The organism is Acinetobacter sp. B51(2017), from assembly GCF_003711395.1.
Taxonomy (GTDB): domain Bacteria; phylum Pseudomonadota; class Gammaproteobacteria; order Pseudomonadales; family Moraxellaceae; genus Acinetobacter.
Genome location: NZ_PJRJ01000024.1, coordinates 19,724 through 42,156 on the forward strand (window position 1 = coordinate 19,724; position 22,433 = coordinate 42,156).

A 22,433-nucleotide genomic window follows, 5' to 3' on the forward strand; every position below is an offset into this window, starting at 1 on the left:
GGTTTTAGTCAGCAATCAGCTCTTGCTTGAGACCACCAAAACGTTTGTAAAATTGTGGATGTACAGGCGGCATATTACCGTCTGCGGTACGCGCATGTTCTAAGAAAAACTCATCTGCTGCGGCATACACAGTCTGATAAATATTGCTACTTAAATTGCGCGCAGTTAATGCTAGCCAATCTAAGGGTAATAATTCTTCAGGTAAATGAGGATCTTTGAGCAAAATACGACGATATTGATGAATCAATAAGATCCGTACTTGAAACGCTTGTACAGGATCAATCTCATCTTCTGCTTCAAAATAGCTAAAGAAGGTACGAAAATCCTGAATAAATTTTTGATAACGCTGTTGTAGATTGTCAATCGGCCAATTGATCGCTACCATACGTTTGACGGTTGGATACGATTCTTGCCACAAAGCTAAGGTTTCCGCCTTAAATAACACCACTTGATCGGTCATATTCAGGCTGAGTAATAGATTTTGTAGTTTTAAATGATCACAGCCCGGATAAGCCATGACATTTGTCGCAATATTGGCAAAACCTAACCATTCGAGTTCGCGTTTTAACAGTACTTTATTTTCGAGTTCAACTGAGCTTAATAAGACCAAATCCCATTTTTGATCCCATTCACGCTGTTCAAAACTATAAATTTTTTGATCAGCCATCACGAAGCGCTGGCGGCTGCTTTCAGTGATACGATAGTAGCTGGTTCGGCCAATTTTCTCAGAAATCAGCCAACCGTTTTGCACCAAGCGAAAGACTGCTGTGCGTATGGAACGTTCATTTAAACCAAAGACGTCCATCAATTGAATTAAGCTGGCAAGGCTCATCACCCCACCACGGTGATACACGCTATCACCAAAAACCGTCATAATCAGTGAGGTACCGCTGAGTGATTCATGAGCAATGAAATCATCAATCGCCTGTTTTAATTTATTATTGGTCACTGTGCATCTCGAATATCTTGGAGTGAATTATCTTACGATAAATCACCCCATTTGTTTAAGCCGACTTTCGGATATCGATCACACGTTGAGCTTTCCCCTCAGAACGTGGCAAACTTCCTTCCGGTAAAACCTCAACCGATATGCTAATACCGACCATCGTCTTGATTTGTGCCTTTAATTGCTGTGCCAGTTGATGTGCCATCACCTCATTGGTATCACGACGCATTTCGGTACGAATGTGCAAGGTATCAAGATGACCTTGTTTACAAATTTGAATTTGATAATTGGCTTCAAGTTGCGGGATATGCAAAATTTGCTCTTCAATTTGTGATGGGAATACATTCACCCCACGGATAATCATCATGTCATCACTGCGTCCCACAATTTTATCCATACGACGCATTGGACGCGCTGTACCTGGCAACAAACGGGTTAAATCGCGAGTACGATAACGAATCACTGGCATGCCTTCTTTGGTAATGGTGGTAAAAACTAACTCACCTAATTCACCATCTGGCAAGACTTCACCTGTTTCAGGGTTGATAATTTCTGGATAGAAATGGTCTTCCCAAATGGTTGGGCCATCTTTACTTTCTAAACATTCCATCGCCACACCCGGCCCCATCACCTCAGATAAGCCATAAATATCCAGTGCATTAATACCAAGACGCTCTTCAATTTCTTTACGCATTTCATTGGTCCAAGGCTCCGCACCAAATACACCTGTACGGATCGAGCAATCTTTGGCACTGCCAAATTTACGCTCTAAGGCTTCAATAATGTTTAAGCAATACGATGGCGTAACCATTAGCGCAGTCGGTTTAAAGTCATGAATGAGTTGTGCTTGTTTGTCGGTTTGCCCGCCAGACATCGGAATCACGGTCGCGCCTAAACGCTCAACGCCATAATGGGCACCTAAGCCACCAGTAAATAAACCATAACCATAAGAGACTTGAATGGTGTCTTTAGAGCTTAAACCTGCTGCACGTAGCGAGCGTGCCACCACATCCGACCAGATATTAATATCATTTTGGGTATAACCCACTACTGTCGGCTGACCTGTGGTACCCGATGAAGCATGCACACGTACAATCTGTTCTTGAGGTACACAAAACATGCCAAATGGATAGTTATCACGTAAATCTTGTTTGGTGGTAAACGGGAATTTGGCTAAATCTGCAAGGGTTTTTAAATCACTTGGATGCACACCTGCGGCATCAAATTTTTGTTTATAGACGGTACTATGATCATAAGCATGCTGTAAGGTTTTTTGCATACGTTGTAGTTGTAGACTGCGTAGTTCGTCAATAGACGCGCGTTCAATCGCTTCGATCGCATTCATATTCATGCTGTACTCCTTGTTGCCGTCATCCTGACAGCGCTTATTGTTATTACAATTTTTTGTTTACACGTTTTCTAAAATTAAAGCCACACCTTGACCGACGCCCACACACATACTGCACAGCGCATATTGACCATTACGGCGTTTAAGTTCTTTGGCAGCGGTAATCACTAAACGCGTACCACTCATACCCAGTGGATGACCCAGTGCAATCGCACCACCATTTGGATTAACCCGTGCATCGTCATCAGCCAGACCGAGTTCACGCGTTACGGCTAAAGCTTGTGCTGCAAAAGCCTCATTGAGCTCAATCACATCCATTTGATCTAAGCTTAAGCCCGTTTGTTTTAAGACTTTTTGAATCGCAGGCACAGGACCAATTCCCATATATTTGGCTTCGACCCCTGCACTGGCAATAGCCACTACGCGTGCAACTTTAGCTAAACCATGAGTTTGCGCAAATTCAGCATTGGCAAGTAGTACGCAAGCAGCACCGTCATTAACACCAGAAGCATTACCCGCAGTCACCGAGCCACCTTCTTTTTTAAATGGGGTTTTAAGTGCAGCTAAATCATCAAGTGTCGTGTCAGCACGCGGGTGCTCATCGTGTTCAACCAATAGTGTTTTCTTACGTTGTATAATTTCAACTGGCATAATTTCTTCAGCAAAAATATTGTTTTGCTGTGCCTTAGCCACTTTTTGCTGACTACGATAAGCAAATAAATCCTGATCTTGGCGGCTAATGTTGTATTTTGCTGCCACGTTTTCAGCAGTTTCTGGCATGCTGTCGGTGCCAAATTGCTGTTTAAATTTTGGATTGATAAAACGCCAGCCAATCGTGGTATCAAAAATTTCTGGGGTACGGCTAAAAGCAGCAGTGGGTTTCGATTGCACAAATGGCGCACGGCTCATGCTTTCTACACCACCAGCTAAAATAAATTGTGCTTCGCCAGCTTTAATAGCACGCGCACCTAAGCCCACCGCATCTAAGCCTGAAGCACACAAGCGATTAACGGTAATGGCAGGGACATCTTCACCTAAACCTGCCAATAAGCTTGCCATACGTGCCACATTGCGATTATCCTCACCTGCTTGGTTGGCACAACCTAAAATCACTTCATCGAGTTGTTGCCAAGGTAGATGCGGATGCTTGTTTTTTAAGTATTGGATCGGTAACGCTGCCAAGTCGTCGGTACGAATGCTGCTTAAGCCGCCAGCATAACGACCAATTGGGGTACGAATCATGTCACATACATATACATCTTGCATACTTTACATCCTGTTTTAGCCAGCTTGGCGATAATCCATTAATTTTTGTTGTTGTGCAGTTTCTAATGCCGCTTTCTTACGTAAATATAGACTTGGTCGATATTTTTCTTCTGCATAGATACGATACACATTTTCTAAAGTTTTTAAAATAGTGTTATATGAAATTTTTTCTGCCCATGCAAATGGTCCCATTGGGTAATTGACTCCATATTTCATTGCAGAATCAATGTCTTGTTCTGTCGCCACGCCATGTAATACCGTTTCACACGCTTCATTGACTAAACAAGCTATAGTACGTAAGCACAATAGACCTGCATGATCGTGCAACCAAACTGGTGTCACATTTATGCTTAAAAACAAGGCATTGACTTTGGCCAGATCAGTTTCATCACAAGCATAAGCGCTCAGTGCAATTGCTTTTGCTTTGTCCCAAGCATGATGCCAATCCATAAAGACACGTTTTTGACCATCCACCTGCAGTTGCAAACTTGAGCCATCCGTCAGCATAATTTGAATATCATCGACCACAATTGCATCTTGCTGGGCAGCACTGAACTCAAGCTTCAGGCTGCTCTGTTGTAAACGCGCAAGAAATTCGGGCTGTGCCAACCATGCGCCATGTACTTGAATCTGTTGCGGTGTAATACTTTGCAGCGCTATAGGCACATACTGCGGGCTCACTTCGGCTGCTTGATAGTTATAAAAGCCTTGACCAGTTTTACGCCCCAAGAACCCTGCATCGACTAATTCTTGTTGCACTAAAGAAGGACGATAGCGTGGTTCATCATAAAAGGCACGATACACACTTTGTGTGACAGAGAAATTAACGTCTTGCCCAATCAGGTCAGTCAACTGACATGGCCCCATAGCAAAACCACCACATTCACGTAAGACGTAATCGAGCACTTCTGGGCGGGTCACTTGTTCTTGCAAGGCACGTAGACCTTCGGCATAAAATGGACGTGCCACACGGTTGACAATAAAACCTGGGGTTGATTTAGCACTCACTGGCACTTTTTTCCATGCCAACATCAAACCATGCAAACTGCTCGCTAAAGTCGCTTCAGTTTGTAAACCGCAAATAATCTCCACCAATTTCATTACAGGTGCAGGATTAAAGAAATGCAAGCCAATCACACGCTCGGGCTGTGGCACTTTGGCTGCAATTGCAGTGATTGAGATGGATGAGGTATTCGAAGCAAGAATCGTATCTTCTGCACATACATTCGCCAACTGTGAAAATAAGGCTTGTTTGACCTCAAGTTTTTCTACAATCGCTTCAATCACCAGATCACGATCTGCCAATTGTTCAATGTGATCAACCACAACTAAATGAGCCAGCGTGGCATCATACTCAGCTTGGCTGATTTTGCCTTTGGCCACACGCGCAGCCAATTGCTGTCTTAAACCGTCTAATGCCGCTTGAGTACGTGTGGCATCGACATCATATAGATAAGTCGAATGACCATAGGTGGCTGCCAGTTGGGCTATACCAACCCCCATGGTCCCTGCGCCAATCACGGCGACTTTGGCTTGAGATAAGTCACGCATACTTAGCAGCCTTTATATTGCGGTGGACGTTTTTGCATAAAGGCTTGCACACCTTCACGGTAATCTTCTGAACGACCTGCCAAACGCTGTAAATCACGCTCTAAAATCAGTTGTTCGCTGAGATCATTGTCATAAGCGGCATGAATGGCTTTTTTAATTAACGATAAACCATAGGTCGGTTGCTTGGCTAAATGTTCCGCCAGTTTTTCTGCCTCGATCGTCAATTGATTATCGGCCACCACTTGCCAGATCATGCCGTATTCTTTGGCTTGTTGTGCAGATACTTTATCGCCCAATAACGCTAAACCCATCGCCTGTGCACGACCAACCAAACGCGGCAGGAACCATGTGCCACCTGAGTCTGGTACTAAACCTAAACGGCAAAAGGCTTGAATAAAGGATGCCGATTCTGCGGCAATAACAATATCGCATGCAAGCGCAATATTGGCGCCTGCACCCGCAGCCACACCATTGACTGCACAAATCACCGGTTTTGGCATTTCGGTAATGGTTTGAATCATTGGGTTATAATATTTTTCAATCGAGAGACCTAAATCAGGTGCAGCAGCATTTGGATCCACCACACGATCGTTTAAATCTTGACCAGCACAGAAACCACGCCCTGAACCCGACAACACTACTGCACGAATTTCTGGATCTTTAGCCCATACTTTTAAGGTTTTCGCCACTTCTTGATGCATCAGTTCATTAAAGCTATTCAGCTGCTGCGGACGGTTTAAAGTTAAGTAGCCGACGCCATTTTGTTGTTTGACAATAATTGTTTGATAGTCCATTACACACCTCTAAATTGCGGTTGGCGTTTTTCTAAAAATGCATGAATGCCTTCTTGGCGATCTTGGGTAGCTGCGAGCCAAACGAAATGTTGTCGTTCTAGTTTTAGACCTTGGCTTAAGCTCACTTCATGCACGGTTTTCAATGATTGTTTAATGACACGAATGGCAAGCGGTGCTTGCTTGGCAATTTTTTCTGCCAATTCAACTGCATATTGCACCGTTAAATCTTTTGGGCAAATTTGACTGGTGATGCCATGTTGTAAGGCAGTTTGCGCTGAGATTGGCGTACCGGTCATTGCCCAGCGCATAGTGAGCTGCTGACCCACTAAACGTGCTAGACGCTGCGTACCACCTGCTCCTGGCAACATGCCTAAGCTAATTTCAGGTAAGGCAAATTGCGCATTATCACCACAGAGAACAATGTCAGCATGTAATGCTAATTCAAATCCTGCACCAAAGGCATAACCATTCACCGCCATAATCAAAGGCTTAGAAAATTCGTCAATGAGTTTCCATAAGCTTGGACGTGGATCTTGTTGAATACTGACTACATCGAGTGTAGCCAATTCATTGAGATCGGCACCTGCAGCAAAACAACTGCTATTGCCCGTAAGGACAACTGTGCGAATCTCTGCGTTGTGTTCGGCTTCTTGCAGTGCATCCGCAATCGCCGTTAAAGTGGCATTATTCAGCGCATTACGTTTTTCAGGACGATTCAACTCAATCAGTAACACGCCTGCTTTGACGATTTGGGTTTTAATCAGCATAACCTGCTCCTTATTCATCAAAGCTTAAACGTACATCATCACTCAGTGGACGCGCTTGGCAGCTAAGTACATAGCCATTGTCAATTTCGTCTTGTTCAAGGCTGTAGTTAATCGCCATTTCGACTTCACCTTGCAGCACTTTACATTTACACGTTGCGCAGACTCCACCTTTACAAGCATATGGCAAGTCAGCACCAGCACGTAATGCCGCATCTAAGATACTGTCATCTTGTTTCGAGACTTCAACCACCAACTCACGACCATCTAAAATGACATGCACTTTTTCTTCGCTACGTAATTCGATTTGTTCTTTGCTGACTTTGGCTGCGCCAGTGTTAAAGCGTTCGGTATGAATCTTGTCACGCGCAATGCCATAACTTGGTAGAATCTCTTCGACCGCTTGCATCATCTCTTCTGGACCACAGGCAAAGCAATGATCAAAACGCTGATCGAGTAAATCCGCTTGAAAGAGCTGCTGTAATTTTTCTGCGTCAATACGGCCATTAAATAAAGCACTGTCATTCATTTCCCGCGAGAACACGTTAATCAGTTGAAAACGTTCTTTATAACGGTCTTTTAAATCCATAATTTGCTCAGCAAACATGGTTTGCTTCCAAGAACGATTGCCGTAAACCAAAGTAAATTCGGCGTGTTGTTCACGTTGTAACACCGATTTAACAATCGACAAGATAGGGGTAATGCCACTGCCCGCAGCAAAACCTAAATAACGCTGACCACCGACTTTCGCTGCTTTTTGGAAAAATACCCCTTGTGGTGGCATGACTTCGAGTACATCACCAGCTTTGACTTGTTCATTGGCCCAAGTTGAAAACACACCTTCAGGGATTTTTTTAATGGCAATACTGATGTCTTCATCTTGACCATAACTACAAATCGAGTAACAACGACGCAGCTCTTCGCCTTGATGCACATGACGGATGGTTAAATGCTGCCCCGGTTGATACTGGAATTGCTCGGCTAAATGGTCTTGTAAATCAAATGCAATACAAATAGCGCTATCGGTTTGTGGGGTCACTGATTTGACCACTAAAGGTACGAATTGGCTCATAAAAATCTCCCTATTTTTTAACTTTGACTGTGCTTGTTATTGGATGTATTTAAATGTTAGATACATTTAAAGTAGTCAAAGGGTTCTAAGCAGCTTTGGCAACGATATAAGGCTTTGCATGCTGTCGAACTAAATTCACTAAGTAATTGGGTGTCATGGCTCTGACAATGTGGACATTCAATGCCATCAGTTAATGCCATATGACTACCACAGCTATGTGCGTCCCCGCCTGGCGGTGCAATACCATAGGCTTTTAGTTTGGTTTTACCGCTGTCGCTCATCCAGTCGGTGCTCCATGCTTCAGACAAATCCACTACCACATTCACTGGGCTAAAGCCCGCGCCATGTAACGCTTCACTAATTTGTTGTTTTAATAAGTCTGTTGCAGGACAACCACTATAAGTCGGTGTCAGACGGACGACAATTTCCTCATCGGCATTGAGCTCAATGCCACGTACCATGCCTAAGTCTAAAATAGACAATACGGGTATTTCTGGGTCGGCCACGTTGGCTAAAATGTCCCAGCATTGGTCGGTACAATGTTTAATTAAATTCATCCGTCTCACTCCCTGTGATTGATGCTTACCACACCATATTTGGATAACTACGTTGCATGTATTGCAATTCTGCCAAGATATAACCTAAATGTTCGGTATGTAGACCTTGTTTAGCCCCTGTGCGATAAGCACCCAGCGCAGGTACAGTTAACTCAAAACGTTCTATGTCATTGAGCACAGTTTCGGTCCATAAGGTTTTTAACGCTGCCATATCTGGCAGTACATCTGCTTCAATTAAGGCTTGCTCATCTTCGGTGACGCTAAATAGTTCTTCGGTAAAGCGCCATAATTCATTTAACGCTGCTTGCGTTTTCTCATGTGCAAGCTCAGTACCTAAGCTTAAACGCGCCATCCATGTACTTGAAAAACGTACATGATATTTAGCTTCTTTGAGTGATTTCACCGCAAATGCTGCTAATTCTGGCTGTGGGCTTGCTGTTAAGGCATTGAATAAAATGCGGTGATAATGATCCATTAACCATTGACGTACCATGGTTTGGGCAAAGTCACCATTGGGTTGTTCAGTCAGCAATAAATTGCGATAGTCTCGCTCGTGGCGGAAATACGCCAATTGATCTTCATCTCGGCCTAAACCTTCTAGTTCACCTGCTAAGGTTAAGGCATTACGTGCTTGACCCAAGAGATCTAAACCAATATTCGCCAGTGCAATATCTAGCTCAAGTTCAGGGGCATGACCACACCACTGGGCCAAACGATGCGATAAAATCAGTTGACTGTCGCCAACATGTAATAAAAATTGTGCTAATCCAGCATTATTCATCATCATTCTCCCTTACATGTGCTCAATGCCATCTGGGATGGTATAAAAAGTTGGATGACGATAAACCTTATCTGAAGATGGGTCAAAAAACTCTGCTTTTTCATCAGGTTGAGATGAGGTAATCAGTTCAGATTTTACCACCCAAATGCTAATCCCTTCATTACGACGGGTATAGACATCACGCGCATTTTGCAATGCAACTTCGTCATCTGATGCACGTAAGCTGCCCACATGGCGGTGGCTTAAACCTTGTTTGCTACGTACAAATACTTCGTATAATGACCAGTTATTTTTATTGTCCATGATTCACTTCCCTATTGATCTTATTTAAGCAACTTTTTGTTCGGCATCTTTTTGCTGTTGTTTTTTTGCATAGACTGCAGCAGTTTCACGCACCCAAGCCCCACCTTCCCAAGCTTGTTTACGTGCTTGAATTCTTTCATGGTTACATGGGCCTTTGCCTGCCAATACCGCAAAAAACTCATCCCAATTCACTTCACCAAATGTATATTGGCCTTTTTCTTCATCCCATTTCAGGTCAGGATCAGGCACAGTCAAGCCAAGCTGTAACACTTGGGGTACAGTGTTATCCACAAATTTTTGGCGTAAATCATCATTGCTAAAACGCTTGATTTTCCAAGCCAGACTTTGTGCGCTGTTTGGTGAATTGTCATCATTTGGACCAAACATCATCAACGCTGGCCACCAGAAACGATTGACTGCATCTTGTGCCATTTGTTTTTGTTCAGGGGTACCTGCTGCCAATGCCATCATGGCTTCAAAACCTTGGCGTTGATGGAAACTTTCTTCTTTACAAATGCGTACCATGGCACGTGCATATGGTCCATACGAGGTACGACATAGCGCCACTTGGTTGACAATTGCCGCACCATCAACCAACCAACCAATCGCAGCGACATCTGCCCACGTTAAAGTTGGGTAGTTGAAAATTGATGAATATTTCATTTTGCCTGCAATCAGCTTATCCATCATGTCATCACGATCAGCACCTAAGGTTTCGGCTGCGCTATATAGGTATAAACCATGTCCTGCTTCATCTTGTACCTTAGCCAAGAGCACTGCTTTACGTTTTAAGCTTGGTGCACGGGTAATCCAGTTACCTTCAGGCAACATACCCACCACTTCTGAATGACCATGTTGACCAATTTGACGGATCAGGGTTTTTCGGTAGGCATCTGGCATCCAATCTTTGGGCTCGATGGAAACGTCCTGTTGTATTTTTTGTTCAAATAATGCGGCTGCAGTTGTCATGTTATTTTCCTCACTTATCCTAAGTGTGCTGCAATTAAGTTAAAACGATACATATTTAAAATCAATACATTTTTATTAGTATCATAAATTTATTGTAAATCAAATTAAATAAACTACTGTTTTTATTTAATTTTATTTTTTTATTTTTTTCAAAAAATACAATTTTATAAAAAACATGATTGACTTTTAGTTATTTAAGCAGCAAATTAGCACACAATAATTCAAACAAAACCATGGAATATAGGATAAGGAGTCAGTCATATGCTTGATCTTGAACAACAACAAGACACGCCCGCTACACATGAAAGCCAAGAGTCAATTAAAGTTTTAAGTTCGTTGGTCTATGGTGAACAGTACACCTCTACACAAAACCTACGCCCGGTGTATCATGCCATTAGCGGTCAACTGATCTATGAAGTCAGCAGCCATGGCATTGATACGCAAAAAATTGTGCAATATGCCAAGCAAAAAGGTCGTGCTTTAGCAACTCTCACCTTCCATGAACGTGCCAATGCCTTAAAAAATATCGCGCAATATTTAATGGAACGTAAGGAAGACTACTACCAGTTGGCTTATGCCACAGGTGTAACCCGTAAAGATGCTTGGATCGACATTGAAGGCGGAATTGGTACCTTATTTGCCTATTCAAGTTTAGTACGCCGTGAACTCAGCGATGAAAAAATTTGGGTAGAAGATGCTTGGTTACCGTTATCAAAACAAGGCAACTTTGGTGCAAAACACATTTTAACCCCGAAAGCGGGTGTGGCCGTGCATATTGATGCTTTTAACTTCCCAATTTGGGGCATGCTCGAAAAAATTGCGCCAACCCTCTTGGCAGGTGTCCCGTGTATTGTTAAGCCTGCAACTGAAGGTGCTGAGCTAACACATGCTGTGGTGCGTGACATTTTAGCCAGCAATTTGTTACCTGAAGGTGCTCTACAGCTGATTTGTGGTCAAACTTATGATTTATTTGAGCATTTAGGCCCACAAGATACCATTACCTTTACTGGTTCTGCAGCGACAGGGCAAAGTTTACGCCAACATCCACACTTAAATCGTCATTCGATTGCCTTTACCATGGAAGCAGATTCAGTCAACAGTGCCATTTTAGTTGAAGATGCCGATGACACTACGATTGATTTATTTGTACGTGAAGTTTTCCGTGAAATGACCACCAAAGCAGGACAAAAATGTACTGCCATTCGTCGTGCTTTTGTACCCCATACTTTGATCAATACTGTACAAGAGCGTTTGATTGCAAAACTTGCCAAAGTGGTGGTAGGTGATCCTGCGCGTGAAGGCGTGACCATGGGTGCCTTAGCCAGCAAAAAACAGCAACAAGATGTCACAGCCAAAGTAGAACAATTGGCAAGCCAAGCAGAGGTGGTCTTGGGTAGTCATTTACGCCAAGACTTTAGCATTGATGCCGCGCAACCACAGCAAGGCGCATTCTATCCACCGACTTTACTGCGCTGTGATCAACCCAACCAAGCGGATGTAGTGCATAACATAGAAGCCTTTGGCCCTGTGTGTACCTTAATGCCTTACCAAAATCTCGATGAGCTTGCAGATTTGGTTGCGCGTGGTGAAGGCAGTTTGGTTGCTTCGATTGTACGTACACCCAACAGCCAAGTCGAAGCCTTATTGGCTGCGATTGCACCGTGGCATGGTCGTGTACACATTTTAGATGAGCAAAATGCTAAAGAAAGTACAGGTCACGGTTCACCCCTGCCTTATTTAGTCCATGGTGGTCCAGGTCGTGCTGGCGGTGGCGAAGAACTTGGGGGGTTACGTGCCGTAAAACATTATATGCAACGTACTGCAATTCAAGGTTCACCAAATGCTTTAACCCAAGTTGGACACAGTTGGACGGCAGGCGCTGAATTCTTTGCTGACCGTGTGCATCCATTTAAAAAATCATTTGATGAGTTACGTATTGGTGAGCGTTTACTCACAGCACGCCGCACCATTACCGAAGCCGATATTGTCAGCTTTGCGGGTTTAAGTGGTGATTACTTCTATGCACACATGGATAAACTTGGTGCTGCTGAATCCCTATTTGGTGAACGTGTAGCGCATGGCTACTTTGTGGTATCTGCAGCAGCCGGCTTATTTGTTGACGCTGCGGTTGGCCCTGTGATTGCCAACTACGGTATGGACAATCTACGTTTTGTAGAGCCAGTGAAGATTGGCGATACCATTCAAGTCGAACTGACTTGTAAACAAAAGACCCCTAAAATCTTAAAAGACCCAACGCAAAAACCGCATGGCGTAGTGGTGTGGGATATTAAAGTCAAAAACCAACGTGATGAGCTGGTTGCGACTTATGATATTTTGACCTTAGTCGAACGTGATTAATCCGCTAACGCTGTTTTGATTGCAGGGCAAGTTCAAGGACTTGCCCTGTTTTAGCTTGATAAATCCATTGATGATCAAATAAGCCTAAATTCAAATGATCAAAACGGAAATTACCAATCGCCACAGCATAAAAGCCATGTCCATCTTGCTTGGCTGTTTCAATATTTTGCATCAAGTCTTCTGGTAAATATCCCATAATAAAATCGGACACGACAATCACATCAGCATTGCTAAAATCTGGTGCTTCTAGCATATCAATGGTATGGCTTAAAGCTGGAATAATATCGGTACCACCATAAAAAGATTGCCTTAAAAACTGCAATAAATCCTCAAGGCCTTGCGCTTTGGCCAACTGTAAAGTGGTCAACTGCGTCGAAAAGTTAATCAAATACATCGGACGCTGTTGTTTCATGGCTTGCATAGCTAAAAATAGGGTTAAAGCTTTGGCAATCAGTTCAGGCTGACCATGCATCGAACCGCTAGTATCTAAACACAGTACCATGGGTCCTTTTTGCCCCAATTGTTTCTTTTGCTGTTGTTGCCGATCAATGACTTTGGCTTGCGTTTGACCTTGCATGCTAAAGCTCATCAGATTTTCTTCTAAGTATTTTAAATCAAATAAAATTTCTAACTCAGGATCAGCAAGTAGAGCCAATTCATGCGGCAAGGTATTTTTTAAATCACGCGCCAATTGTATGCCAATTAATTCTTCTTGCACTTGATCGCTGTGCATAGCCACGTAAGCATCAGGAGGCAGTTGTAAAGAGGCGGCACGACGTGGAGATTGAGAGGGTTGGGCAGAACCTAAACTTTTAGCCAAGCGTAATAACTCAGGATCTTGCTCTAAATAGTCACACCATTGTTGAAATTGATCTAAATCTTGCGTGGTCAACTTGCCTTTGGAATAGTCAATAAAGATACCGGTATCTAAACCTAAAGTGTCTTTATGTTTGGCCATACGTTGTAAACTGGCCAAAAAATCTTTCATATCATCCAAAAAAGCATCGCGCTGCAACGCCAATTGCTCAAATTCCCATGCTGCTACAGCTTCAGTTAATTTACGCTGCCATTTATCACGTAATAACTGAAATTGTAGATCACGAAATATTGGATCTTGTAGACGTTGCAATTGTTGCGGCTGTTGCCAAAACTCAGCCAAATCCGACCAGCCCAACAATTGACTAAACACTTGATAATCCGCCAATAATTGCTGAAATTCTGCCACACTGACCTGTGTTAGTTGCAGCCAATCTTCAAGTTGTTGTTCTGCTTGTAAATACGGATGTTGCTGATCTAAATTTGATTTGGCTTGATAAGCCCATTCCTGCACTTTTTGTTCAACATGCTGCTGGACTTTATGATCACTTAAATAATGTTTGAGGCTAGAGTCAGCTAAGTTTTGCATTAATTGCTCAGTCGCCGCAGTTAATGCCGTAGCTGTATTTAAGCTTGGCATAACTGCTCCAAACGCACACAATCTTGCAACTGTAAGGCATAATATTGCAACTGCTGTTCAGTAGCTTGAATCAAACTTTGAATCTGCTGATCTGCCACAAAAATCGAAGTGAAATCTGCTTTTTGCGTGTTAAAACGTTGGCTTAAACTGTGCTGCTGCTGTAATAATTGTGCTTTAATTTCTGCCAGTTGCTGCTGTAATTGTTGCTGTTGTTCAGGTTTCAAATGCTGACGTAGGCTGCCTTTGGCATATTTAATACTTGGCGTCACCACTTCTTCTAAACCGTAATAGCCGCCTTTTAAAGTACATTGGCGCGTGCCATTAAAATTACACACAATGCCACGAATTTCTTCGCCTTGTGCATCAATGGCAAAAAAGTCTTTATTGGTCCCCATTTTATCTAAGGCCAAATACAGAGCTTGATCTTGATAATGATGATCTAAATTGGTGACGGCATGTAGATAATCCTGTCCCTTGATTAAATAGCTATAATAGACATCATCGGTATAATAAAAATAATTTAGAATTTCTTGTTCAAGCTGTTCTTTTTTATGAATTAAATCATCTAGCGCCAAATCATGGTAAAGCCCACGCAATAGCACTTGATCTAAAATTTGCTCCACAAATGCCACATCTTCAAGCTGATTCCATAAACAATGTTTTACAATAAATAAATCACTGATAATGACCATATCACGTCCATTTAAAAACGCGGCTGCTTTAATTAAATAGGCAATGCGCTGCCAGCGACGATCCGAAATATAAATCTGTTGATCAGCAAATTGTTGCTGCAATTGCGCACGAATTTGGCTAAATGCATAGAGTACATTGTCAGGCAGTACCACTTGATAAATTTGCTCTCGCCATGCCAATAATTCATCACGACTAATTTTTAAGTCTTCACTGACTTTAAGTTTACTGCTACTTGGAGCAGCCTTTAATAAGGCAAAGAAGTGCTGCTGTGCTTGAATAGGTTGCACCTGTAAACGCAAAATAAAGCGGTCATATAATGCATCAAGTCCTTGCTCGGCTTGTGGAATTTCATTAGAGGCGCTGATGAGTACTTTTAGCGGCACTTGTTGCAATACATCGCCATTTTTGAAGGTTTTTTCATTGAGCAGCGTAAGCAAGGTGTTTAAAATCGCGGGACTGGCTTTCCAAATTTCATCTAAAAAGGCAAATTCAGCTTTAGGTAAATAATGCTCGGTTTTACGGGTATATTGATCTAGCTTTAAGGCTTTTAATGACACTGGCCCAAATAATTCTTCTGGGGTGCTAAAGCGGTTCATTAAATATTCAAAATATTCAGAAACTTCAAAGCCTGCTGCTACACGACGTGAAATTAAACTTTTGGCTGTGCCGGGGGCACCATATAAAAAACTGTTAGCGCCTGCCACACCTGCCAATACACACAGCGCAATAGTTTGTTCACGTTCAAACATGTGCTCAGATAATGTTTGAATTAAATTACGCATTCGCTGTTGCATCATGACCGATCATCTTGTAGCAGAAAACTAGATTGTAACCATGAATTGGCTCAAAAATAAATCAAAGCTTTCATGTTTGCTGTTTTAAACAGCAATCGAGAACACACTTAACCACGCGAATACTTTGCTTAAAACTTGGCTAGGCGTATTTTGAGCAGATGAACTAAAGAAAGCGTAAGGACTCTCTCCTTCCCCTACGCTTTCTAATGGCAAAATAGTAACGTGATTTTTAAAGCAAGTAAAAACGATCTTTATTATTATAAAAATCATTTTTACCGATGGTTTAAAATTAAAACGCTAAATTTTAATCATTTACTGGAGTCAACATTGTCATCTAGTACGGTCAATCACTATCGTTTAAATGCAGTATCTTATTCTGTACGCATTAATGCAAATGTGGCCACTGCATGCGCAATCATGTCTGTATTACCGTCAGAATACATACTCATTTCAGCTGTGGCTAAATTTTTACCCGCTTTTAAAATTTTAGTATGCACAATAATCGCCTGATCTGCTGCTGCACGGCGCAAAAAATTAATATTTAAATTCGTAGTGAATGCACTCGGAATAATACCTTGATCGGCCATAATGCCTATATAAGCGGCAAAATCGGCAATTTGCATTAAGGTTGGTCCAGATACCGTCGCTCCAGGACGTAAATCTTCTTCTTGAATATGACGTTTTAAGATGGTGCGGTCGGGTAAAATTTGTTCAAGCTGAAATTTTTGCATAGCACGCGGAAAATGTGTGACTAAATGCTGTTGTAACTCAAGCAGTGCTAACATAATGGTCCTTGCTGTGATTTTTATTGTTGCCTTGAGCATAAAAAAACGCCAAAGTACATGCAAGTACTTTAGCGCTGTATTGTTGATAAAATGAAATTTTAGCGTGCTAGCTCTTGCAACACCGCTTGATTAAAAGCGGGGATATCATCAGGACAACGAGAAGTGATCAACACCCAATCCTGCATCGTACAACGTTGTACTTCCTGATCGACCCAGTTGCCTCCAGCATGTTGTAAATCTAAGCGAATACTGTGATAAGAGGTTAAGGTTTTGCCCTGAATACGTTCAGCATCAATCAATACCCAAGGCGAATGACAAATGGCAGCAATCGGACGGCCTTGATCGCTAAAATGCTGAATAATACGCTGCGCATCTGCATCAATACGTAGCTGATCGGCATTAACCGTACCACCTGGGATTAATAATAAAGCATAATCATCTACATTCACTGAACTTAAGCTGCTATCTGGCTCAAAATCAATGGCTGGCTTACTATCATGCTCTACGGTGCGTACAGCTTTATTTTCAATTGCAGCGTGAATGGCTTCTATACCTTTACTGCGTAAAAATTCCAGCGGTTGCTGTAATTCAGCCAGCTCGACTCCCGCATTTGAGGTCATGATAAGCACTTTTTTCTGACTCATACTCATTCCTTCTCATATTTTTTTGCGCCTCATTTACTGTAAAGCAAATCCAGTCAGATCAGGTTGAGTTATATAGTGCCTATGTATGTTTATGCAGGATTTCAGCAGCAGATTGTAAATTTGGATCAATTTGCTTGTATAAATTTTATAAGCTTATCTTTCAACCAAGGAGTATTGCGATGCGTAAATGTGCCAAACTCTTAGCGAAAAACCATTATTGTATTAGTTTTATTGAAAGTGCCACCTGTGGTTATCTAGCATATCGCTTTGGTTTAACCCCGCAGTCGGGAAAAATATTGGTGGGTGGTTTAGTCTGCTATGATTTAAAAGTTAAAAAGAATGTCTTGGGTGTGCCACATAAATTAGTCAAAAAACATAGTCCTGAATCCTTAGCCGTTACCGAAGCCTTAGCACGACGCGCTCCAAAGCTTTTTGCTTGTGACATTTATGTGGCATGTACAGGTTTACTCAAAAGAGGCGGTAGTGAAACCAAAGATAAACCTGTAGGTACCTTTTTTTATAGTATTTTATATCAAAATAAGATCTATAATCAGCGCTGTTACTGTACAGGAACACATCAAGAAAAATTAGACAAAGTGTTAAAAAAAATCTGTAAAACTCTCATTAAATTAATTAAAAAGCATTAGCGCAAGCGCTGTAAAGCTCGTTGCCGTTTGATTAAACCCAGCACCTGTTTACGGGCATTAATTTGTTCTTCACTAAAAGGTAAAACCTTTTGTAGCTGTACTATGCTTTGGTTGACATGCTCAATTAAGTAACAATCTTGCTCTACACTCCATGTCGCTGTAAGCGCCAGTGCAGCATGTCGTTTTAGACGCTTCATGAATCATCTCGATTTTTTCTTCTAGCATAAAATAGAATCTATGCAAAAATTTCAGACCAATGGCAAGCGAAAAAGCACAAGCATAGAATCGTAACAAGGTAACAGGGGTGTCAATTCATCTATGCTAGTGCAAGATTATTATTGATAGTAATCCCGACAAAATCAATCAAGATTACCAATTCACTGAAGATACTTTAAATAAACTTACAAATTGTGTGAAAAATAAGCTAATTTTACTGTTTTAGATCAATTAAATGTGCTGAATTTAACATTATGTAGTACATCTACATATATTGCATAAATTTAACTTAAAACAATGAATCATATAAACATAAGCTAAACAATGATCACTATTGTAATCATTTATTTAGGTAGGTTTTTTTAAAAAAATATACATAGACACTAGGCAAAGCTGATAAAAATTGCACAATAGCAGTATATTAAATATACTCATTATCAATTAAAAATAAGCGTATTTGATAACAATACTATAGTCGCTGATCTAGGATAGACCACCATGCCTTTAACACAAATTTTAAGCGTTAGCCGTCCCATTGCTTGGGGCGAAATGGATGCCTTTGGACATTTAAATAACGTACATTATTTTCGATATATTGAAGATGCACGCATTGCCTTTTTAGATGCATTGAATTTCTTTGAGTATCCTCTATATAGTGTGATTTTAAAAAATGAATGCAGCTATAAACAACCTGTTTTTTATCCAGATACGTTGACCACCAAAGCCTTAGTCACTCAGGTGGGACAAACAAGCTTTGTCATGCAATATGATATCTATAGCCAAGCACAAAATTGTTGCGTTGCTACAGCCAACAGTGTAATTGTGTTGGTTTGCAAAGATAGCTTTGCCAAACAGCAGCTTCCGCCTGAGATGAAAGCTGCGTTACTACGTTATATGCAGCATAGTGAGCAAGCGGCCTAAAAAAGCCATCTTAAGATGGCTTCTACACTTAAGAGACTTGGGCTAAATCATTATGATCTAAATCACGCGGTAATTCACGGCGCAATATTTTGCCGACCGCTGATTTAGGTAGCTCTTCTACAAATTGTAGATATTTGGGCACTTTATAGTTGGTTAGTTGTTGTTTTAAATAAAGCTGTACCTCCTCTTGGGTCAAACTTGGCTCTTTTCTGACAATAAAGGCCTTTGGCACTTGGCCTGATTTTTCATCTTCAACAGCAATGACCGCACTTTCCAATATTTTAGGATGCAAGGACAAGACATATTCAATCTCATTTGGATAGACATTAAACCCAGACACCAAAATCATGTCTTTTTTACGATCTAAAATCGTAATATAGCCCTGCTCATCCATACAACCAATATCACCACTTAAGAAAAAACCATCTTGAGTAAAGACTTTTTGGGTCGCTTCTGGTTGCCGCCAATAACTTTTCATCACCTGTGGGCCACGAATCGCAATCTCACCCGCTTGATTAAAGCCCAGTGGCTGACCTTGTTCATCTAAAATTAAAATTTCTGTACCAGCAATGGGTAGACCAATCGTTTCATTAAAACGCTCACTAAGCGGTGGATTAAATGTCGCAGTTGGCGAGGTTTCCGACAAGCCATAGCCTTCATAGATATAGCGCCCAGTCACCGCATGCCAACGGTCTGCGGTAGCTTTTAAAATTTTGGCGCCTCCGCCTGTCGTGGTTTTTAGATGACTATGATCTAAGCGAGCAAAACGAGGATGATGCGCTAAGGCATTAAATAAAGTATTCACGGCAGGAAAAACCGTAGGACGATACTGCTGATATTGATCAATTAAACTGTCTAAATCGCGTGGATTTGGAATTAAAATATTAGCAAAACCACGCGCTAAACCATAACTAAATAAACAAATGGTAAAGCCATAAATATGATACAACGGTAAAGCACACAGCACCGACTCACCTTCTTCTGCGACTCGGTCACCAAAATGACTATTAAAGACCGTGCTGTTTTGTGCCACATTAAACAAAATATTGGCATGGGTCAGCTCAGCACCTTTAGATAAACCCGTTGTACCGCCTGTGTATTGTAAAATTACGGTATCTTGTTGTTTTTGTTGCAGGGATCTTAATACCGATCTTGGCGTATTTAAAAGAATTTCAAAGAAATCAAACGCCTGAACCTGTTGTGATAATGCAGGAATTTTGGGTTGTGATGTGCTTTGTAACACCACATCTGTTGCGGTAGTGGCAATAATATGTGTAAGCTCAGGACACTGCTGCAAATCTTGTAGTTTTTCCAAGGTCGAATTTAACGCAATCAGCACCTGTGCACCTGAATCTTGTAACTGATGATACAGTTCACGCTGCGTATACAGTGGATTGACATTCACTAAAATATAACCCGCTCTTAAAATCGCAAAGCTGGCAATTGGATATTGAATAATATTAGGTAACATTACTGCAATTCGACTGCCAGCTGGAATACCCTGCTGTTGCAGAAAATAAGCTAATTGATGACTAAATTCATCGACTTGCCTAAAACTAAACTTTTGATTAAGAAAAATAAAGGCTGTTTTATCTGCAAATAAGCTTAATTTTTCATTGATAACCTGTGCCAAAGTTGCATCAGGATGAGGGGGGACAAACGCTGGATTAACATTCCATTTTTGATATTCAGCGATCCATGGTTGTTGTGGCATGACACACTCCTGTGACCTATTCTTATAGTTTTGTATAATGAAACTTTATTTTAAATCGTCTTAAATCATAATAGATAGTTTCATGTAAAAGCAATATCAACCCTGTACACATTCGTATTTTTACATTTTTTTGAGATTATTAGGCAATTTAACCCTACAAAAGTACAAAAAATGTGCTAAACATATTATTCCGTTAAGCGGAATTTAATTCCTAAATAATTAAAATTTCAGCCCGATTCAAAAATAACAACGCGAAAAAAAGGATATGCTCAATGACGGATCAAGTAGCAGAAGCATTGCCTGCCGAACAGGCCGAGGTCAAACCCAAGAAAGTATGGCTTACAGCCTTCATATTATGTTTTTTTATTTTATTAGCAGATGGAATTGATATTGCCTTTTTGGCCTATAGTTTAACCAGTTTAAAAGCTGAATTTAACCTCACCACAGTACAAGTTGGAGCAATTGGCAGTTGGAGCTTAGTCGGTGGTGTCATTGGCGGCTTGGTGGGTGGATGGGCATGTGACCGATTTGGCCGAGTTAAAGTCATTGTATTTTATATGATTTTAGCATCCACGCTATCATGCACTTTAGGCTTTGTTGATTCCTACTATCAGTTTATTATCATTCGTAGTATTGCAGCGATTGGCTTAGGCTCATTGTATATTGCCTGTAATACCTTGATGTCTGAATATGTACCCACCAAATACCGCACCACCGTTTTAGCCACGCTTATGACAGGGTTTACCCTTGGCTCTTTATGTGCCACTTTATTAGCAGGTTGGATTATTCCAGAATATGGCTGGCGTATGCTGTATTGGATTACCATTCTTCCGATTGTACTGGCTTTTTTATTGTATTTTTTAGTACCAGAGCCAGATTCTTGGCAGCGCTCACGCGAACTCAAACGTCAACAAACTTTAAACCCTAGCTCTCAGGTTAAAAAACAGAACCCCTATATGGTGATTTTACGTGATAAAAATCATCGTTGGATGTTTATGTTATGGATTCTAAGTGCAGGTGCACTTCAGTTTGGCTATGCAGGCTTAAGTAACTGGCTCCCTGCCTATTTAGAATCTGATTTAGGAATTAAATTTAAAGAAATGACGACCTATATGGTGGGCACGTTTTTAATCATGATTTTTGCTAAAGTGGTGGCAGGTGTACTGGCCGATCGCTTTGGACGTCGCGCTTTATTTGCTTTTGGTACGATTGGAACGGCGTTGTTTTTACCGATTGTAATTTATTTCAATACTCCAACCAATATCCTCTGGCTGATGCTCATATTTGGCTTTTTATATGGGATGCCATTTGCGATTAATGCCACCTATATGACCGAAAGTTTCCCAACTTCCATCCGCGGTACCGCGGTGAGTGGTGCCTTTAATATTGGTCGAATTGGGGCAGTTTTTGCACCATTGACGATTGGTTATTTTGCACATGGTGGTTCGATTGGTACAGGGTTATTGGTCATGGCAGTCGCCTATTTTGTCTGTGGTGTCATTCCAGCCTTACTCATTAAAGATCGTTTATATGATCCACAAAAAGTCGATTAATCAATGCTTTAAAAGACCCAGTCTTGGGTCTTTTTTGCTACCTTTATATGGGCTATGGCTCAGTCTGATATACATTACGGTATAGGCGCGAAAAATAATTGCGATAATCTATGGGTAACAGAATTGATCTTTAACACATCCTTATATACACTCAATTTAAAGATGCTTAACTTGAATTGTAGTGGTCAACAAATATTGGACACAGTTTTAAGTTCATTTTCAGCCTGACAAGGACTGATACCATCGTTAAATCGATGAGGTCGTATCTGATTGTAGTATTCCATCAGATACAGACCAACAT

At 41.3% G+C, this 22,433-nt stretch carries 21 protein-coding genes; 4 read left to right on the forward strand and 17 right to left on the reverse strand.

Annotation, left to right across the window (positions count from 1 at the left end):
* Nucleotides 1-4 precede the first annotated feature (4 nt).
* Genes paaX through paaA form a run of 11 tightly spaced genes read right to left on the reverse strand, consistent with a single transcriptional unit; the run spans nucleotide 5 to nucleotide 10,351 of the window.
* Nucleotides 5-949, reverse strand: a complete 945-nt coding sequence (gene paaX / locus CYK47_RS11375; RefSeq protein ID WP_122901859.1) for a phenylacetic acid degradation operon negative regulatory protein PaaX — start codon at nucleotides 947-949, stop codon at nucleotides 5-7.
* Nucleotides 950-1,004: 55 nt separating this feature from the next.
* Entirely contained in the window at nucleotides 1,005-2,297 is a 1,293-nt protein-coding gene (paaK, locus tag CYK47_RS11380; RefSeq protein ID WP_122901861.1) for a phenylacetate--CoA ligase PaaK, read from the reverse strand.
* A 57-nt stretch (nucleotides 2,298-2,354) separates the two neighbouring features.
* Nucleotides 2,355-3,560 carry a 3-oxoadipyl-CoA thiolase gene (pcaF, locus tag CYK47_RS11385; protein WP_122901862.1) on the reverse strand — a complete coding sequence of 402 codons (1,206 nt, stop codon included), beginning with the start codon at nucleotides 3,558-3,560 and terminating at the stop codon, nucleotides 2,355-2,357.
* Between the two features lie 15 nt (nucleotides 3,561-3,575).
* Complete coding sequence (locus CYK47_RS11390; protein ID WP_122901864.1) at nucleotides 3,576-5,111, reverse strand: 3-hydroxyacyl-CoA dehydrogenase; 1,536 nt, start codon at nucleotides 5,109-5,111, stop codon at nucleotides 3,576-3,578.
* A 2-nt stretch (nucleotides 5,112-5,113) separates the two neighbouring features.
* Nucleotides 5,114-5,905 (reverse strand): 2-(1,2-epoxy-1,2-dihydrophenyl)acetyl-CoA isomerase PaaG, encoded by a 792-nt coding sequence (paaG, locus tag CYK47_RS11395; protein WP_122901866.1) that lies wholly within the window; start codon nucleotides 5,903-5,905, stop codon nucleotides 5,114-5,116.
* Nucleotides 5,905-6,672 (reverse strand): enoyl-CoA hydratase-related protein, encoded by a 768-nt coding sequence (locus CYK47_RS11400; protein WP_122901868.1) that lies wholly within the window; start codon nucleotides 6,670-6,672, stop codon nucleotides 5,905-5,907. The genes paaG and CYK47_RS11400 overlap by 1 nt, the downstream gene beginning before the upstream one ends.
* Nucleotides 6,673-6,682: 10 nt before the next feature.
* Complete coding sequence (gene paaE / locus CYK47_RS11405; RefSeq protein ID WP_122901870.1) at nucleotides 6,683-7,741, reverse strand: 1,2-phenylacetyl-CoA epoxidase subunit PaaE; 1,059 nt, start codon at nucleotides 7,739-7,741, stop codon at nucleotides 6,683-6,685.
* A gap of 56 nt (nucleotides 7,742-7,797) precedes the next feature.
* Nucleotides 7,798-8,298 (reverse strand): 1,2-phenylacetyl-CoA epoxidase subunit PaaD, encoded by a 501-nt coding sequence (gene paaD, locus CYK47_RS11410; protein WP_122901872.1) that lies wholly within the window; start codon nucleotides 8,296-8,298, stop codon nucleotides 7,798-7,800.
* Nucleotides 8,299-8,323: 25 nt separating this feature from the next.
* Nucleotides 8,324-9,079, reverse strand: a complete 756-nt coding sequence (paaC, locus tag CYK47_RS11415) for a 1,2-phenylacetyl-CoA epoxidase subunit PaaC (protein WP_122901874.1) — start codon at nucleotides 9,077-9,079, stop codon at nucleotides 8,324-8,326.
* A 12-nt stretch (nucleotides 9,080-9,091) separates the two neighbouring features.
* Nucleotides 9,092-9,382, reverse strand: a complete 291-nt coding sequence (paaB, locus tag CYK47_RS11420) for a 1,2-phenylacetyl-CoA epoxidase subunit PaaB (protein ID WP_122901876.1) — start codon at nucleotides 9,380-9,382, stop codon at nucleotides 9,092-9,094.
* A gap of 24 nt (nucleotides 9,383-9,406) precedes the next feature.
* Complete coding sequence (gene paaA / locus CYK47_RS11425) at nucleotides 9,407-10,351, reverse strand: 1,2-phenylacetyl-CoA epoxidase subunit PaaA (protein ID WP_122901878.1); 945 nt, start codon at nucleotides 10,349-10,351, stop codon at nucleotides 9,407-9,409.
* A gap of 261 nt (nucleotides 10,352-10,612) precedes the next feature.
* Here paaA and paaZ point away from each other — a divergent pair, with 261 nt between their 5' ends.
* Nucleotides 10,613-12,709, forward strand: a complete 2,097-nt coding sequence (gene paaZ, locus CYK47_RS11430) for a phenylacetic acid degradation bifunctional protein PaaZ (RefSeq protein WP_122901880.1) — start codon at nucleotides 10,613-10,615, stop codon at nucleotides 12,707-12,709.
* Nucleotides 12,710-12,713: 4 nt separating this feature from the next.
* Here the strand turns inward: paaZ and CYK47_RS11435 are convergent, their stop codons facing one another.
* From CYK47_RS11435 to CYK47_RS11450, 4 genes are all read right to left on the reverse strand, one after another.
* Nucleotides 12,714-14,165, reverse strand: coding sequence for a VWA domain-containing protein (locus CYK47_RS11435; RefSeq protein ID WP_122901882.1), 1,452 nt, complete (start codon nucleotides 14,163-14,165; stop codon nucleotides 12,714-12,716).
* Complete coding sequence (locus tag CYK47_RS11440; protein ID WP_228722478.1) at nucleotides 14,153-15,655, reverse strand: AAA family ATPase; 1,503 nt, start codon at nucleotides 15,653-15,655, stop codon at nucleotides 14,153-14,155. The genes CYK47_RS11435 and CYK47_RS11440 overlap by 13 nt, the downstream gene beginning before the upstream one ends.
* A 368-nt stretch (nucleotides 15,656-16,023) precedes the next feature.
* Nucleotides 16,024-16,437 (reverse strand): PaaI family thioesterase, encoded by a 414-nt coding sequence (locus CYK47_RS11445; protein ID WP_164709190.1) that lies wholly within the window; start codon nucleotides 16,435-16,437, stop codon nucleotides 16,024-16,026.
* A gap of 98 nt (nucleotides 16,438-16,535) precedes the next feature.
* Nucleotides 16,536-17,081, reverse strand: coding sequence for a type 1 glutamine amidotransferase domain-containing protein (locus CYK47_RS11450; protein WP_122901886.1), 546 nt, complete (start codon nucleotides 17,079-17,081; stop codon nucleotides 16,536-16,538).
* 179 nt (nucleotides 17,082-17,260) lie between these two features.
* Here CYK47_RS11450 and CYK47_RS11455 point away from each other — a divergent pair, with 179 nt between their 5' ends.
* Nucleotides 17,261-17,728 (forward strand): CinA family protein, encoded by a 468-nt coding sequence (locus CYK47_RS11455; protein WP_122901888.1) that lies wholly within the window; start codon nucleotides 17,261-17,263, stop codon nucleotides 17,726-17,728.
* Here the strand turns inward: CYK47_RS11455 and CYK47_RS11460 are convergent.
* Nucleotides 17,725-17,925: a hypothetical protein gene (locus CYK47_RS11460; protein ID WP_122901889.1), complete on the reverse strand. Its 201-nt coding sequence runs from the start codon at nucleotides 17,923-17,925 to the stop codon at nucleotides 17,725-17,727. The genes CYK47_RS11455 and CYK47_RS11460 overlap by 4 nt on opposite strands.
* A gap of 517 nt (nucleotides 17,926-18,442) precedes the next feature.
* On the opposite strand from CYK47_RS11460, the gene CYK47_RS11465 reads away from it, so the two are divergent.
* Nucleotides 18,443-18,865: an acyl-CoA thioesterase gene (locus CYK47_RS11465; protein ID WP_122901890.1), complete on the forward strand. Its 423-nt coding sequence runs from the start codon at nucleotides 18,443-18,445 to the stop codon at nucleotides 18,863-18,865.
* Between the two features lie 28 nt (nucleotides 18,866-18,893).
* Here CYK47_RS11465 and CYK47_RS11470 read toward each other — a convergent pair whose 3' ends face one another.
* Nucleotides 18,894-20,579: an AMP-binding protein gene (locus CYK47_RS11470; RefSeq protein ID WP_122901891.1), complete on the reverse strand. Its 1,686-nt coding sequence runs from the start codon at nucleotides 20,577-20,579 to the stop codon at nucleotides 18,894-18,896.
* A 272-nt stretch (nucleotides 20,580-20,851) separates the two neighbouring features.
* Here CYK47_RS11470 and CYK47_RS11475 point away from each other — a divergent pair, with 272 nt between their 5' ends.
* The gene (locus CYK47_RS11475) at nucleotides 20,852-22,132 is read left to right on the forward strand and encodes an MFS transporter (protein WP_122901892.1); all 1,281 of its coding nucleotides are present in this window, start codon (nucleotides 20,852-20,854) and stop codon (nucleotides 22,130-22,132) included.
* Nucleotides 22,133-22,433 lie beyond the last annotated feature (301 nt).

Bases quoted from the DNA above. Each gene is read 5' to 3' on its own strand.
- paaK (WP_122901861.1), bottom strand. From the start codon at position 2,297: ATGAATATGAATGCGATCGAAGCGATTGAACGCGCGTCTATTGACGAA.
- pcaF (WP_122901862.1), bottom strand. From the start codon at position 3,560: ATGCAAGATGTATATGTATGTGACATGATTCGTACCCCAATTGGTCGT.
- CYK47_RS11390 (WP_122901864.1), bottom strand. From the start codon at position 5,111: ATGCGTGACTTATCTCAAGCCAAAGTCGCCGTGATTGGCGCAGGGACC.
- paaG (WP_122901866.1), bottom strand. From the start codon at position 5,905: ATGGACTATCAAACAATTATTGTCAAACAACAAAATGGCGTCGGCTAC.
- CYK47_RS11400 (WP_122901868.1), bottom strand. From the start codon at position 6,672: ATGCTGATTAAAACCCAAATCGTCAAAGCAGGCGTGTTACTGATTGAG.
- paaE (WP_122901870.1), bottom strand. From the start codon at position 7,741: ATGAGCCAATTCGTACCTTTAGTGGTCAAATCAGTGACCCCACAAACC.
- paaD (WP_122901872.1), bottom strand. From the start codon at position 8,298: ATGAATTTAATTAAACATTGTACCGACCAATGCTGGGACATTTTAGCC.
- paaC (WP_122901874.1), bottom strand. From the start codon at position 9,079: ATGAATAATGCTGGATTAGCACAATTTTTATTACATGTTGGCGACAGT.
- paaB (WP_122901876.1), bottom strand. From the start codon at position 9,382: ATGGACAATAAAAATAACTGGTCATTATACGAAGTATTTGTACGTAGC.
- paaA (WP_122901878.1), bottom strand. From the start codon at position 10,351: ATGACAACTGCAGCCGCATTATTTGAACAAAAAATACAACAGGACGTT.
- paaZ (WP_122901880.1), top strand. From the start codon at position 10,613: ATGCTTGATCTTGAACAACAACAAGACACGCCCGCTACACATGAAAGC.
- CYK47_RS11435 (WP_122901882.1), bottom strand. From the start codon at position 14,165: ATGCCAAGCTTAAATACAGCTACGGCATTAACTGCGGCGACTGAGCAA.
- CYK47_RS11440 (WP_228722478.1), bottom strand. From the start codon at position 15,655: ATGATGCAACAGCGAATGCGTAATTTAATTCAAACATTATCTGAGCAC.
- CYK47_RS11445 (WP_164709190.1), bottom strand. From the start codon at position 16,437: ATGTTAGCACTGCTTGAGTTACAACAGCATTTAGTCACACATTTTCCG.
- CYK47_RS11450 (WP_122901886.1), bottom strand. From the start codon at position 17,081: ATGAGTCAGAAAAAAGTGCTTATCATGACCTCAAATGCGGGAGTCGAG.
- CYK47_RS11455 (WP_122901888.1), top strand. From the start codon at position 17,261: ATGCGTAAATGTGCCAAACTCTTAGCGAAAAACCATTATTGTATTAGT.
- CYK47_RS11460 (WP_122901889.1), bottom strand. From the start codon at position 17,925: ATGAAGCGTCTAAAACGACATGCTGCACTGGCGCTTACAGCGACATGG.
- CYK47_RS11465 (WP_122901890.1), top strand. From the start codon at position 18,443: ATGCCTTTAACACAAATTTTAAGCGTTAGCCGTCCCATTGCTTGGGGC.
- CYK47_RS11470 (WP_122901891.1), bottom strand. From the start codon at position 20,579: ATGCCACAACAACCATGGATCGCTGAATATCAAAAATGGAATGTTAAT.
- CYK47_RS11475 (WP_122901892.1), top strand. From the start codon at position 20,852: ATGACGGATCAAGTAGCAGAAGCATTGCCTGCCGAACAGGCCGAGGTC.